The organism is Hyphomicrobium sp. B1 (assembly GCF_049532635.1).
Taxonomy (GTDB): Bacteria; Pseudomonadota; Alphaproteobacteria; order Rhizobiales; family Hyphomicrobiaceae; genus Hyphomicrobium_B.
The window spans coordinates 1296765-1311170 of record NZ_CP134871.1; the positions used below are offsets into that span (position 1 = coordinate 1296765).

Consider the following 14406-nt stretch of genomic DNA (forward strand, 5'->3'; position numbering starts at 1 on the left):
GATCGAGCGCCAGATATTTTGAGTAGCAGACCAGAATGTCAATCCATCTGGGCTTTCTACCGACGCTATTATAGCCTAATTCACGCGATCTGTGTCTGATACTCTCGAACAGAGCGCCTTTGCATATAATCAGTATGCGTCATTGTTAATCGCAGATGAACGAACGAAATTTCCGACGCTAAACAAAGGAGGCCCTCTGCGATTGGGACGTAGACTCCGCATCGACCGGAGCGCCTGATCGCTCATTTCGGCTCAGAAGTCCGCGCGTGCACTGCAATCAAGGTGTCGACCGCGCCGCGCCTGCATTCAAGGCGCCTGCGCCTCAAGAGACTGCACCGCGTCCCTCTCATGTTCAAACATCAGGATGACTGAGCGGAATCGGCGTGCTACCCACCGCCCGCAACCCGGCATCAAGTCGACGTCCCGTCGCATTTTGGCGCCACGTCAGGCGTCCGCGGGGCTTGGTCGGGAAAATCAATTCAGGGAATAAGCGATGTCCACATCAGAGCGCGGAACGCAGACGCTGGCGTCGCGCCAGGACGAACCGTCCGAGCCGCTATCGATCTCTTTCTTCGAATTCGTCTGTCTCTGCGCGTGCCTCATGGCCATGACGGCGCTCGCCATCGACATCATGCTACCGGCCCTTCCCGAGATCGCCTCATCATTTGGCGTCGCCAGCGAAAATGACCGGCAACTTATCGTAGTTCTTTATATGGCTGGTTTCGCCGTCGGGCAGATTTTCTTCGGTCCGCTTTCGGATCATTATGGCCGCAAGCCGATGTTGCTTCTTGGACTTGCCGTTTTCATCCTCGGCACGATCGCGGCTCTGTGGGCCAAGTCATTCGAGATGCTGTTGGCGGCACGCCTCATTCAAGGCGTCGGCGCGGCTTCGCCCCGCATCATCGCTATCGCGGTGATTCGCGATCTCTACGCCGGCCGGCAGATGGCTCGCGTGATGTCGTTCGCGATGATGGTGTTCATCACCATTCCAGTCCTCGCACCGTCGGTCGGGCAGGCGCTCGTCCATGTCGGCAATTGGCATTGGATCTTCATCGTGCTTTTCGTGATGGCCGTCGGCGCTGCAATCTGGTCCGGCCTGCGGCTGCCCGAAACGGCACGTCCCGCGCTGGGCGTCGAACGGCCATTGACGTTGGTCCAAGCGCTGCTGGCCGCGCTTTTGAACCCTCTGACGGCTGGCTACGGCGCGGCTGGCGGCTTCATGTTCGGGTGTCTGCTTGCCTATGTGGCGAGCGCCCAGCAGGTGTTCGTTGATGTATTCGGCATCGGCGATGAGTTCCCCATCGTCTTCGGCGCTATCGCGTCAGCGATTGCCGTTGCGTCGTTCGTCAACGCACGGTTGGTCGGCCGCCTCGGCATGCGCCGCGTCTCGCATACAGCGCTGGTCGGATTCATCGCCGTGTCCTTGTTGCTCGCTGCCGCATCGGCGTTCGGCACGGCAGGTTTCGCGACGTTCGCTCTTGCCGTCGGATTGAGCTTTTTTCTCTTTGGTCTGATCGCGCCGAACTTCAACGCGATCGCCATGGAGCCTCAAGGACATAACGCCGGCATGGCCTCGTCCGTTATTGGGGCGCTCGGTACGGCAATCGGTGCGCTTGCTGGCGGTCTGGTCGCAAGATCCTTCGACGGCTCGATCTTCCCGATCTCTGCTGGATTCGCCATCTGCAGTCTCATCGCGGGTGTGCTCGTTCTGAGCGTCGAAGGGTTCTCCGGCATGTTTGGTCGCAACCGGGCGGCGTGAGGGTGCCTAAAATTTCTGTAACGCACGCCAGAATGCGTCTGCGGGCTTGGCCTCGTATGCTGTCCTGTACTACATGCTGGCGCGAATGAGGTTTATGCTGTTGGCCAAATTCGCGAGCTGCGAGGCGAGACGAGCATGAGAATTCTGCTGCTTGAAGACGATCAGAACACCGCAGCGTACATTTTGAAAGGCCTCGAAGAAGAAGGCCACACCGTCGATCATCTGGCGGATGGTCGCGACGCGGTCGCTCAGGCCGTCTCGGAAAATTACGACGTCATCATCCTGGATCGCATGCTTCCGAGCCTTGATGGCTTGGCGATCATCAAGACCATCCGCAGCGCCGGCCGTGGCGTACCGGTTCTGTTTTTGACGGCCCTCGGCGGCGTCGATGATCGCGTCGAAGGCTTAGACGCCGGCGCCGACGATTATCTGGTGAAGCCCTTCGCCTTCTCCGAGCTTCTCGCGCGCGTCAACGCGCTGGCACGTCGCCCACATACGAAGGGCGAGGAAACGCGGCTCAAGGTCGGCGATCTTGAAATCGATCTCGTCAGTCGAAAGGTGACGCGCGGTGGCGATCTCATCGATTTGCAGCCACGCGAATTTCGCCTCCTTGAGGTTTTGATGCGAAATCGTGGTCGTGTCGTGACGCGCACCATGCTGCTTGAACGTGTCTGGAGCTTCCACTTCGATCCGAAAACGAGCGTCGTCGAAACGCATATTTCGCGCCTCCGAGCGAAGATCGATAAGCCCTACCGCAAAGAATTGATCCATACCATCCGCGGGAGCGGCTACACGGTCCATGACGGTTCGTGATCTTCTGAAGCGTACGCCGTTTCGCTTGGCGGCAACATTTTCGCTGTTTTTCATCACGACGATCCTGGCGCTTTTCACCGTCGTCTATCTCGTTGCAAGCGCGCGCCTCGTCGCCGACATTCGCGATCGCGTCGAGACCACACTCGATTCTCTCGCAGCTCTTGATGGCGAGCGCACATTCGACGATCTCGTCGGTCTCGTCGCGAGCGAAAGTGAATCGGTGCGCGATCCCGATTTCATCATGGAGCTTGTCGACAAGAAGGGGAATTTTCTGGCGGGCAATGTCCGCGGCGTCAAAGATTCGAACCAATGGATGACGCTCAAGCGCTCAGACCTTTTCCTCACTCTGGATCGCGGCGAACCGGATGACGAGTTCCTGGCGATCTGGCGGCCGCTGGTCAAAGGTAAACTGCTGGTCGGAAGCGACAACAGCGAAGTCAAGCAGATGAAATCGTTTCTGCAAAAGCTGCTCGGCTACGGTCTGCTTGCAGCTTTCCTGGCTATTGCGCTGTGTGCGACTTATTTCGCGCGCGAAACGCAGCATCGCATCGACGCATTCGCGCGTCCGCTGGCGCGCGTATCGAAGGGCGAGGTCACGGCCCGCGTTCCGACATCCGGCCAGCAGGATGATATCGATCAGGTCGCGATGCAGGTAAACGGGATGCTCGGAAATCTGCAGCGGCTGATTGAAAATGTGAATCAATCGTCGTCCGACATTGCCCACGATTTGAAAAAGCCGCTCGGGCGATTGCGCCAGCGCCTCGAGGACGCCAGCCGCGGCTCGGGCGATAAAGCGGAATTTCAGGGTGCAATCGACAGCGCGCTCGACGATATCGACTCGATCTCCGAAACGTTCGACGCGCTTTTACGCATCACACAGATTGAGGCTGGCGCTCGCAAATCTCGCTTCGTCACGCTCGATCTGGCGCAAGTGCTGGCTGACGTCCGCGATGTCTACGACATCGTGGCCGAAGATGCCGGCGATCGGCTCGCATATACGTCGGCGTGCTCTGGTCCGACGCATGTTCGTGGTGATCGCGAGCTTCTCGTGCAGCTCTTTGCCAATCTCATCGAGAATTCCATCCGTCATTGCCCGCCGGGCACCGAGATAGCGATCCATCTGACGTCGGAACCTGGCGCGTTTGTCGTGAATGTCTCCGACACGGGTCCTGGCATTCCGGAGCACGAGCGCGAAAATGTCTTCCGCCGTCTTTATCGCCTTGAGCGGGCGCGATCGACGGATGGCAGCGGTTTAGGGCTCAGCCTTGTCGCCGCGATCGTGGAACTGCACGGCGCAAAAATCGATCTGTTGGACAATGCGCCGGGGCTTCGGGCCGAAGTGCGATTTCCTATAGCGTCCTGAGTGCTGAGAGCGAACGCTAAAATTAAAATCGGACGGCGCATCTCCCCCATGCGCCGTCCGACGTCCCCCCGGCTCATCCAGTTGTCCGATTGTCGTCAGCTGGTGAGTTCGGTCTTCAGCGCATCAAAAAGCTTCACCTGCTCTGCGACCAGTTCGCGCTTCTCGTCGCGACGAACGAAGATCTTGAACATCGCCTCTCCCGCCGCGTTGAAGAATTGGATCGAGCGCGATTGGCGCCCCGTGAATGGCCGCATCACGAAGGCGATCGACGTGCAGTTCTCGATCTTGATATGGCCGCCGATCGGGCTGTCGCCGTGTAGATTGAAGTACCCCCGCCCGACGGAGCCGGGTGGGATAGGTCCTTCGCATTCGAGCACGATATCTGGCGTGTGCACGATGAAGACCATCGGACCCCACGATGTGAGGGCACCAAGGATTTTCTCGAACGCACTTCCGGGAACGATGGCGCGATGCCCAGCAGGCAGCGCTTCCACCACATCGAACGTGCTCACGCCATACTCGCGCGCTATCTGTTCGAGGATGCCGTCCGCATTCTTGGCGAGCCGCTCCCGTAGCGGCTGGCGCGCCGGGGCATCCGATGTCAGAGCTTCGCTCATAATACTTATTCAGCCGCAGCGAGAACGGATTTCGTGCCGTCGGATGCAACTTCCTGGATGACCTCGAAGCCTTCGAATTCAGGGTGTCCGAGATAAAGCTTCTTTGCCGTTCCGGCGCCCGAGTGCGATTTCCGAAACGATTCCGATTTCGTCCAGGCATCGAAGTCGGCGAACGAACGCCACATCGTGTGCGAGGAATAAAGGACATGATCATCTTTGGTCGGACCACGAAGCAGATGGAAGGTGATGAAGCCCGGTTCCTTGTGCAGGTTTACCTCGCGTGACAACCAAACTTCCTCGAAATCCTTCTCTGCTCCGTGTTCGACTTTGAAGCGGTTCATTGCGATGTACATGTGATCACCTTCATTGACATGTGAGCAGCGGGCCGGGAGCTGGGGTTTGTTGGCGAACCGGCCCGCTGCTTATGATCTCAGAGCGGCGAGACGGGAAGTCAAAAGCTCTAAGACGCATATTAGATCGAAATTCGTGTGATGCGAGAGGCAAGCGCCCACTGCGGGTGAACGCTAAAATTATATACATAAATAGTCAACATTATCCGCATGCGATTTAAGCGTTGAACGCGATGTGACTCGGCAGCATTTGGCCGATGTTGAGAAGATTGCCGTCGTCGTCGATGAAGTGAAATTCGCGCATGCCCCACGGCTTGTCTTCGACGGTCGAAAGGCGTTTCGCACGCCCGTTTTTGAACGCGGCATGCCAATCGTCGACGTCACTCACGCGAATGTAGGCCGAAACGCAGTGCGGCTCGGGAATATGTGTCACGCTGGACATATGAAGCTCAACTGTGCGCCGGCGCAGAATGAGATAATTATGTGCAGCGTTCACAACGCTGAAGCCCTTGCTGGCGTACGTCTCCGAAGCGCGCGCGATGTCTGTCGAAATAAGAACAGGAATTGCCAACGGTACGGCTACGCCAACGTGGTGAAGTTCGTCCGGCAATGTCATCATTGTGTTGCGGCTCCGGTTCCCAGTCTACGGGCGATCGCTGCTGGCAAAACCAACCGCCTACCGTCTCGCGATGCCTCGATCTGCAGTCGACACCCGAACGTGTGACTGAGAAGCTCTTCATTCAAGATGTCGTCCGGTGTACCGCGCCCAACAATTCGGCCGTCGGCCATCAGCACGACGTCATCTGCGAACGCTGCGGCAAGATTGAGATCGTGAATGACAAGCAAAACGGCACGTCCGCTTTGCGCTTGTTTTTTAATAAGGCTCAGAACGTCGCCTTGATGCTTGAGATCGAGGCTCGCTGTCGGTTCATCGAGAAGAAGTGCGGCAGTTTCGCCCGGTTCGCGCGGTGCCGTGCCCAACTGGCATAAGGCGCGCGCGATATGCACGCGCTGCTTCTCTCCACCGGAAAGCTCATGCAGCATACGGGCTTCGAAAGCAGCAAGACCAACGGCGCGAAGAGCTTGGCGCGCGGTCGTCGCAGCTTCCGTGTCGCGAACGCCAAAGCCGGGCACCGTTGCACCCAGCATCACGACTTCAAGAACGGTGAAGGGAAACGACAGGCTGGTCGATTGCGCTACGACCGAACGCCGCGTTGCAAGACGTGCGACGGAAATACGACGGATGTCATCGCCATCAAGTAGAACCGCACCGACCGTCGGGCGCAGTTCGCCCGCCATGACGCGCAACAGCGTCGATTTTCCTGCGCCATTCGGACCGATAATCGCCGTCAGGCGGCCGGGCGCGATGGCTAGAGAAGCATCGGCAAGAAGCGCCTTAGGGCCACGTTTGACCGTGATGTTGCGGGCTTCGAGCATGACGTCACTCCAATTCTCGCACGCCGCGCCGCAGAACGAGATGAAGGAAGACGGGCGCACCGATGAATGCCAAAACGATTCCGATTGGTAGTTCCGCGGGTCTTACGATCATCCGCGCAACGATGTCGGCAGCGATTACAAGCGCAGCGCCGAGCACGGCGCTGCCGGGAAGCACGACACGATGATCCGGTCCCGAAATCAAACGCATGACATGCGGCACCACGAGGCCGACAAAGCCGATCACGCCCGCAACGGCAACCGACGCGCCGACCGCCGCCGCCGTCGCGGCAATGACAAGCCGCTTGGTGCGCTCGGTGTCGATGCCGAGATGCATGGCTTCCGCTTCGCCGAGCAGAAACCCGTTGAGACCGCGCGTCAGCCGCGGCACCAAAAGCGCGAGCACGACGGCAAACGGCGTGACGGCAAGAACCTTTTGCCAGCTCGCGCCAGAAAGCGATCCCATCTGCCAAAGCGTCAGATCGCGCAGCTCGCGATCATCGCTGACATAGACGATGACGCCGCTGATCGACGCCGCAAATGCACCGACTGCAATGCCAGCAAGAAGCAGTGTCCCGACCGCAAGCTCCCCGTGGCGCGACGCAATTACGACGAGAATGATGGTCGTGAGCAAGCCTCCGAAAAACGCTGCAATCGGCAACGCATAAATTCCAAGGGGCGCTACGATGGGCGCTGCGATGCCGTGTCCGAGTACGATCGCCGAGATCGCAAATAGCGCGGCTCCCGACGACACGCCGATCAGGCCCGGATCGGCGAGGGGATTGCGGAACAGGCCCTGCATCATGGCGCCTGATGTCGCTAGCGCCGCGCCGACGAATGCAGCGAGTAACGTCCGCGGCAACCGCAGATCAATGAGCACGAGGCGATCGCGTGTCGCGGCAGCATCCGTCGTCAAGCCAAGCGATGCTTCGAGTGCACGCGGCAATGCCTGAAGCGAAATTCCGGTTGGCCCGATGGCGAGTGAAAGTACTGCGACCACCACGAGTACAGTCGCGAGCGCCAAAAAAACTTTACCGCGTGATGGTCTGACGGTCGCTCCTACCCAGGCAAGCTTGGTATCGAATGTCGTCACGGCGTTGCGGCCGCGTGACCGCCCTCTGTGTAAATCGCCTTCATCAGGTCGCGCGCGGCCGAAGGGGCTCGGGGTCCGAAGCCAAGCAGATATAGCCCATCCATTGCGACGAGGCTCTTTGTTTTGGCAGCAGGTGATTGGCTCAGGCCTGGGAGTGACAACGCTTGGCTCGCATTGTGATCGTCCGTCGTGCCTCGACGCATCATCACGACGACGTCTGGCGCAAATTCCGTCAATTGCTCGTCGCTGACCGGTTTGAAACCGTTTACTCCCGCCGCCGCGTTGTCGACGCCCGCGAGCTGCAAAATGGAATCGGCAGATGTGCCGGCGCCGGCCACTGTTGCGCGGCCGTTTTGAATGGCGAGAATGAACAGCGCTTTCTTGCGGGTTTTGATCTGCTTTCTATCATTCTCGAGCGCTGCGAACTCAGACTCAACCTTCGACGCCAGCGCCTTCGCTGCATCATCGGCGCCAACCACGCTTCCGATATGGCGGATCTTGGCGGGTACGCCCTCCGCCGACGGCTTGTCGGCGATGTCGACGTAACGGACGCCGCTGCTCTTCAATGCGTTGACGACTTCTGGCGGCCCGGCGCCATCTGAGGCGATGATCAGCGTCGGACTGACGGACAGAGTGCCTTCCGCCGAAAGCGCGCGCATATATCCGACAGATTTCTTCTCCTTCAGAGCCTCGGGCGGAAATTGGCTCGTCACGTCAACGGCGACAATCTTATCCTGCTGGCCAAGGTCATAGAGAATTTCGGTTATGTCGCCGCCAATCGATAAAATGCGCTGCGTTCCGACCGGTGCATCAGCTGCCATCGCGCGATGAGAGAACGACGTCGTGGCCGCAGCAGCGAGTGCCACGCCAGCCATGATGAAAAGTCGTGTTGCCACGCGCATGTGAACAAGTCCTGTTGATGGGCCGCTGAACCGATTTATTTCGTCAGAATGAGCTTGCCTGTCGATGTGATCCGCAGGCGGTATGCTTGTTCGCGATGAATGAGCACCGCCTCGCGGCCGCCCTTGAGAAGTTCATCCACACGATAGCGGATGGAGGGCTCGCTTGCATCACGATGATGGCCTTCGGGCGCTGGCAAGCAAGTCTCAACGCCGGGTTCGCCTTGTTGCAGAACAGATCCGGCAAACGGCTTTTTGGACGGCATTCTCTCATTCAACGGGACAAGGTTTAAAACAACCACGACGATCTAGGTTTTAGTGCAGATAGACAGCCTGAACGGTCTGCGCTTGCAATTCCGGAGCGTCCGATTCGCTATCGACCCGCGTGCTCGCAAGCTGCATTTGAAGGGCGGCGAGAGAGCGAGCAGCGGATTGTGTCCGCGTCGATGTCTGAGGCTTGTCGAGCGCCAGCATCAATCCGCGTTGAACGCCATGCTCATCGCGCGTGCGCACGGCCTTTAGAAGACCTGCGACGGCAAGTTCATCGGGGGACACATGCTGACAGCCGACGCTGAGGTAGGAAAAACCGATCTTCCGTTCAGCGCGAAGTGCCCGAAGTAATGACGTCACGCGTGCGACCAGAAGCGGCCCATCGCCCATTCCAAGATTTTCTTCCGAGATCTTGATGGCTATCTCCCAGGGCTGCGCAGAGCCGCTGGTGTAGACTTCGCAAACTGCGCGAAAGACATCGAGCGTAACGTTCTCGACCGAAGAAAATCCGAGTTCACTGCGAAGGGGAAATCCGAGCGCATGTCCGGCGCACACATCTTCGCCGTCTTGGGCATGGGTGTTGGGTTTGGAGGTCTTATTCCGCATTGCTGTTCATCCGCGGGTTAGGAAGGGAGAGGAGGGCTTGAATGGTCGCGTCGAACTACTCAGCGAGGCGCTGCGACCGGCAAACGTCGCTGGCGGCTATGATGCCGTCTCGTCGGACGTGTCTTCCGATAGATCTGACAACATGCGGTCGAAAGCAGAGACGTGCCCCGTCGCGAAATCCCATATCATTCCGACGGAGGCTGAAAACATCGAAGCGGCGAGCGCAGCGTTGGACGTATCGCATACGTCAAACTGCTCACCGGCGAACTGTGAGCGCTTCATGTGGCTTCTCTCCAAAGTATCGGGGTTCAAGGCCCCGCAAATGGCAGATGCGCCATTAAGCTAATGTATACTTATGGAGTCAAGTTTAATGTTTGAGCATTCTCTGATGCGGCCTGCTCTTGCGGCTGTTGCTCGATGCGCTCGTGGATCATGCGATGAACGAACGCCAGCTTGTCGTAGGCAGGCTCGGGAATGACGAATGGATAGAAATCGTCATGCCCCATGCTTCGGCTGAGACTGTTCATGGCGATGGTGAGTGGAATCCACCGCGCCATCAGCGCCCCGAACGTCACGCTGGAATAAATATCGTCTCGAATGTCGAGGCGAAGGCCATGTCCTTCCATGCCTTCCGCAGCAGCGGTATCGAGCGCATCGACCATATGAAGATAATGCGCCCACGTCTCGGCCCAATCTTCCCAAGGGTGGGCGCTGGCATAGGCTGACACATATTGCTCTTGCCAATCGGCCGCTGGACCGTTGGCGTGGTGGCGGGCGAGTGCTGCATCATAATCGTCACGTTCGTCGCCAAAGATTTCGCGAAACTCTTCAAGTCGTCCCGCTTCTTCGACGAGCACCATCCAATAGTAATGGCCGCTTTCGTGGCGAAGATGGCCAAGCAGCGAGCGATAAGGCTCATCGAACTGCTGGCGCTGCCGTTCCCGTTCGACCGCATCAGCTTCGCTGACGTCAATGGTTACGACGCCATCGAGATGACCCGTCAGCGCATTGCGGACGAAGTCGAATGTCAGCGGGCCTTTTGTCGAAGCTGAGCCGTCAAACGGCAGACCGAACCGCAACAGCGAATACACCAGACGCTTCTTGGCGTGCTCGATCGCGCGCCAAGCGAGCAGGCTGCCGGGTTCGGAGAGATTGGGAATGATGCGATTGAGGTCGCAGGCCTTGCAGAAGATATGGCTTTCACTGTCGGGCGTCAGCCAATTGCAAACGCCGAATTCGGCATTGGCACAGTAGCGCAGCGCAACGTCGTCTGGACCGGCATTGAGCTTGCGGAAGATTGGAACGTCAGGTGTGGTTTCGCTTAAGCCCGCATCCGCGATCGCCACGATCGCCTGCTCGGCGCTATCGAAGCCAAGCGTGCTGCCGCACTTCACGCACGTCACGTTCTCGAAATAAACGGTGTTTCCGCAGTTCGCGCAGGCAAAATTCTTCATTCTGGCGACCGCCAACTCCTGAAGGGGAATGTTTGCCTTTCCGGCATGGCACCAAAGCACTCGGCGGCGACGTCACGGCTTCCGTTCAAGCGATTTTGCGGATAAGTCACGCCGTTGCCTTCATAAAACGCAAGGGGCCGCCAATTCTTCAGCATTCTGCCCAAACGTCCAGCAGAATTTTAGGCTGCGCAGTTTTTAGGCTGCACCAAGCTTGTACCACATCTATCGGACCGCTAACGCAGGTAGACGTATTTCGTTGCCAAGCGCTCGTCTGACGGGCGTCCATCGCGAGATCAAACAGGGATAATGCCTCATCCATGGTCCTCCACGTCGCGCTGACCCATAAAACGAGCTACCGCTACGATCGAGGTGTCAACATGGGGCCGCAAGTCGTGAGGCTCCGTCCGGCGCCGCACTGCCGAACCCCCATTCTCAGCTATTCGCTGACCATCACGCCCAAGACGCATTTTCTCAATTGGCAACAGGATCCATTCGGCAATTTCCTGGCGCGCGTCGTGATGCCGGAGGAGACGACGGAATTTTCCGTCACGGTCGACCTTGTCGCCGACATGGCGGTAATCAATCCGTTCGATTTCTTCATCGAGGAAGCCGCCAAGGACTGGCCGTTCACCTATGACGACCACCTGAAGCAGGAGCTCGCGCCCTATCTCGTTCCGGACGCCGTTGGCCCGAAACTCAAGCGCTATCTCGAAAAGGTCAGTACCAAACCGCAGACGACGATTGATTTCATCTGCGATCTCAATCGCATGGTGCAAGGCGACGTCGGCTATCTGATCCGCATGGAGCCCGGCGTCCAGACGCCCGAGCAGACGCTGTCAAATGCTTCAGGCTCCTGCCGTGACAGCGCCTGGCTGCTGACGCAGATCATGCGCAACGTCGGCCTCGCCGCGCGTTTCGTCTCCGGCTACCTGATCCAGCTGAAGCCCGACGTGAAGCCGCTCGACGGCCCTGCCGGCACCGATACCGATTTCACCGATCTGCATGCTTGGTGTGAGGTCTACATCCCCGGCGCTGGCTGGATCGGCCTCGATGCGACCTCAGGCCTTCTCGCAGGCGAAGGCCATATCCCGTTGGCTGCCACGCCGCATCCCATCAGCGCTGCGCCGATCACCGGCAGTCACACCAAGGCCGAGGTCGAATTCGACTTCGTGATGGCGGTGACGCGCATTCGCGAAACCCCGCGCGTCACGAAGCCCTACGACGACGAAACCTGGAAGACGATCGTCGAAACCGGAAAAGCCGTCGACGAGCGCCTGACGAAAGGCGACGTTCGCCTCAGCATGGGCGGCGAGCCAACGTTCGTTTCGGCGGACGACATGGAAGGCGCAGAGTGGAACACGGCTGCTGTTGGGCCGACCAAACGCCGCTATGCCGACGAACTCGTTCGCCGTTTGCAGCAACGGTTCGCACCAGGCGCGATGCTGCATTATGGCCAGGGCAAATGGTATCCTGGCGAGCAACTGCCGCGCTGGGCTTTTGCGCTCTACTGGCGGGGCGACGGCCAGCCACTCTGGGAAAATCAGGATTTGATCGTCAGCGAAAGCGTCGCCCGCCCGGCGATGCCGGAAGACGCTGACAAGCTGATGCGCGGTGTGTGTAGGCAACTCGGCCTGCCCGAAGACAGCGCCATGCCGGCTTATGAAGACCCGGCGCACTTTCTTCTGGTGGAACGAAAACTGCCGATCAATGTCACGGCTGAAGACAATAAACTCGAAGACCCGGCTGAGCGTGCCCGCATCGCCCGCGTATTCGATCGCGGTCTTGGCGCGGTCGCGAGTTATGTGCTGCCGATCCAGGCGTGGCAAACAGCCGATAGAGGCCGCCGCTGGGTCACCGAGCGCTGGGCGCTCCGGCGCGATCACCTTTTCCTCATTCCTGGCGATTCACCGGCAGGGTTCCGCCTTCCCCTGCAGTCGTTTCCGATCGTCTCTCCGCTCGACTATCCGCATGTGATCGAGCGCGATCCGATGGGCCCGAACCGGCCGCTTCCTGAACGCACAATCCTTTTGCAGCAGCGCCGCGTTGTGACGCTCGAAGCACCGCCCGTAAGCCAGCAAGCTAGCGTCGCGCCGGAAATATCGGGATCGGTCCGCACGGCCTTGGCGATCGAGCCGCGCGGCAACGCCGTCTGCGTGTTCATGCCGCCGCTTTACGATGCCGAAGACTACGCCGCGCTGGTCGCGGCTGTCGAAGAGGCCGCCAAGCAGACCGGCGTGCCAGTGCAGATCGAAGGCTACAATCCGCCGCCAGACGCGCGCCTCAATGTGATCAAGGTGACACCGGACCCAGGCGTCATCGAAGTCAACATTCATCCTTCGACGAGTTGGGAAAGCTCGGTCGCGATCACGACAGCCCTTTACGAGGAAGCGCACAACGCTCGTCTCAGCGCCGAAAAGTTCATGCTCGATGGCCGCCACACCGGAACCGGCGGCGGCAATCATATCGTGCTTGGCGGCATCACGCCCGCCGACAGTCCGTTCCTGCGCCGCCCCGATCTGTTGGCATCGGTCGTCACCTACTGGCAGAACCATCCGGCGCTGTCGTACTTCTTCTCCGGCATGTTCATCGGTCCGACGAGCCAGGCGCCGCGCACCGACGAAGCACGCCACGAGTCGCTCTACGAGCTTGAGATTGCGCTTTCGCAGGTGCCGAATCCGGGAATGGGCCACATCCCACCGTGGCTGGTGGACCGCCTGTTCCGCAACCTGCTGATCGACGTCACCGGCAACACTCACCGCGCTGAGATCTGCATCGACAAGCTCTACTCGCCGGATGGGCCGACGGGCCGCCTGGGCCTCGTCGAGTTCCGCTCGTTTGAAATGCCCCCGCACGCCCGCATGAGCCTGGCGCAGCAACTTTTGCTCCGCGCCTTGATCGTTATGTTCTGGGAGAAACCCTACCGCCAGAAGCTCGTTCGTTGGGGTACAGCGCTGCACGATCGTTTCATGCTGCCGCACTACATCTGGGCCGATCTTTCATCCGTCGTCACCGACCTCAAAGAGGCGGGGCTACCGATCGAACTCGAATGGTTCCGCCCGCATTTCGAATTCCGCTTCCCGCTTTTCGGCACCATCACCGCTGACAACTTGACCTTGGAGCTGCGTCAGGCTTTGGAGCCATGGCACGTCCTCGGCGAGGAAAGCACTGCGGGCGGCACAGCCCGATACGTCGATTCTTCACTCGAGCGTGTCGAGGTGAAGGTTAAGGGACAGACTGGCGACCGCCACGTCGTGACCTGTAACGGCCGGCCTCTGCCGCTTACCGGCACGGGAAACTGGGGCGAAGCCGTCGCAGGCGTTCGCTACCGCGCCTGGTGGCCGCCGTCCGCGCTTCATCCGACCATTCCGCCGCACGTGCCGCTGACGTTCGACGTCGTCGATACTTGGTCCGGCCGCTCGATTGCGGGCTGCCGCTATCATGTCGCCCACCCCGGCGGCCGCAACTTCGAGGTGTTTCCGATCAACGCCTACGAAGCCGAGGGCCGCCGCCTCGCCCGTTTCGACGCCGAAGGTCATACGGCAGGTCCGATGCACGTCAGGTCAGAGAGCGTTAACCCGGATTACCCGGCGACCCTCGATCTTCGGCGCAATCCGGGCTGAAAATCGCCATCGGAAACGTTTCCACAGCGGTTCCCCTCCGCATTTGCCGCAGAGCCTCGCTTGCGGACGGCGATTCGGCACATGATAGTGTGTGTCGTTCAATCGGTGATTTGGGGGACCGTCGCGGC

General features: G+C 59.4%; 14 protein-coding genes. 4 read left to right on the plus strand and 10 right to left on the minus strand.

Features of this window, described 5'->3' with window-relative positions; genetic code table 11:
• Window positions 1-493 precede the first annotated feature (493 nt).
• From RLW55_RS06345 to RLW55_RS06355, 3 genes are all read left to right on the plus strand, one after another.
• The gene (locus RLW55_RS06345; protein WP_409561430.1) at window positions 494-1759 is read left to right on the plus strand and encodes a multidrug effflux MFS transporter; all 1266 of its coding nucleotides are present in this window, start codon (window positions 494-496) and stop codon (window positions 1757-1759) included.
• A 135-nt stretch (window positions 1760-1894) separates the two neighbouring features.
• Window positions 1895-2572: a winged helix-turn-helix domain-containing protein gene (locus RLW55_RS06350; protein ID WP_409561429.1), complete on the plus strand. Its 678-nt coding sequence runs from the start codon at window positions 1895-1897 to the stop codon at window positions 2570-2572.
• Window positions 2559-3935, plus strand: a complete 1377-nt coding sequence (locus RLW55_RS06355) for a sensor histidine kinase (protein ID WP_414464209.1) — start codon at window positions 2559-2561, stop codon at window positions 3933-3935. The genes RLW55_RS06350 and RLW55_RS06355 overlap by 14 nt, the downstream gene beginning before the upstream one ends.
• Window positions 3936-4030: 95 nt before the next feature.
• Here the strand turns inward: RLW55_RS06355 and hutX are convergent, their stop codons facing one another.
• The 10 genes from hutX to RLW55_RS06405 all read right to left on the minus strand — a co-directional run bounded on the left by hutX (window position 4031) and on the right by RLW55_RS06405 (window position 10658).
• Complete coding sequence (hutX, locus tag RLW55_RS06360) at window positions 4031-4552, minus strand: heme utilization cystosolic carrier protein HutX (protein ID WP_423415918.1); 522 nt, start codon at window positions 4550-4552, stop codon at window positions 4031-4033.
• A gap of 5 nt (window positions 4553-4557) precedes the next feature.
• Window positions 4558-4905, minus strand: a complete 348-nt coding sequence (locus RLW55_RS06365) for an antibiotic biosynthesis monooxygenase family protein (RefSeq protein ID WP_409561426.1) — start codon at window positions 4903-4905, stop codon at window positions 4558-4560.
• A 214-nt stretch (window positions 4906-5119) separates the two neighbouring features.
• The gene (locus RLW55_RS06370) at window positions 5120-5521 is read right to left on the minus strand and encodes a bleomycin resistance protein (RefSeq protein ID WP_409561425.1); all 402 of its coding nucleotides are present in this window, start codon (window positions 5519-5521) and stop codon (window positions 5120-5122) included.
• Window positions 5518-6339: a heme ABC transporter ATP-binding protein gene (locus RLW55_RS06375; RefSeq protein WP_423415919.1), complete on the minus strand. Its 822-nt coding sequence runs from the start codon at window positions 6337-6339 to the stop codon at window positions 5518-5520. Before RLW55_RS06375 ends, RLW55_RS06370 begins: the two co-directional genes overlap by 4 nt.
• A 4-nt stretch (window positions 6340-6343) precedes the next feature.
• Entirely contained in the window at window positions 6344-7429 is a 1086-nt protein-coding gene (locus RLW55_RS06380; protein ID WP_423415920.1) for a FecCD family ABC transporter permease, read from the minus strand.
• Complete coding sequence (locus RLW55_RS06385; protein WP_423415921.1) at window positions 7426-8331, minus strand: heme/hemin ABC transporter substrate-binding protein; 906 nt, start codon at window positions 8329-8331, stop codon at window positions 7426-7428. Before RLW55_RS06385 ends, RLW55_RS06380 begins: the two co-directional genes overlap by 4 nt.
• Window positions 8332-8366: 35 nt before the next feature.
• The gene (gene hemP / locus RLW55_RS06390) at window positions 8367-8594 is read right to left on the minus strand and encodes a hemin uptake protein HemP (RefSeq protein ID WP_423415922.1); all 228 of its coding nucleotides are present in this window, start codon (window positions 8592-8594) and stop codon (window positions 8367-8369) included.
• 49 nt (window positions 8595-8643) lie between these two features.
• Window positions 8644-9204 (minus strand): hypothetical protein, encoded by a 561-nt coding sequence (locus RLW55_RS06395; protein ID WP_423415923.1) that lies wholly within the window; start codon window positions 9202-9204, stop codon window positions 8644-8646.
• A 96-nt stretch (window positions 9205-9300) separates the two neighbouring features.
• Window positions 9301-9486, minus strand: a complete 186-nt coding sequence (locus RLW55_RS06400; protein WP_409561419.1) for a hypothetical protein — start codon at window positions 9484-9486, stop codon at window positions 9301-9303.
• 71 nt (window positions 9487-9557) lie between these two features.
• On the minus strand, window positions 9558-10658 hold the full coding sequence (locus RLW55_RS06405; protein ID WP_423415924.1) for a zinc-binding metallopeptidase family protein: 1101 nt from the start codon (window positions 10656-10658) through the stop codon (window positions 9558-9560).
• Window positions 10659-10975: 317 nt separating this feature from the next.
• On the opposite strand from RLW55_RS06405, the gene RLW55_RS06410 reads away from it, so the two are divergent.
• Entirely contained in the window at window positions 10976-14278 is a 3303-nt protein-coding gene (locus tag RLW55_RS06410; protein WP_409561417.1) for a DUF2126 domain-containing protein, read from the plus strand.
• Window positions 14279-14406 lie beyond the last annotated feature (128 nt).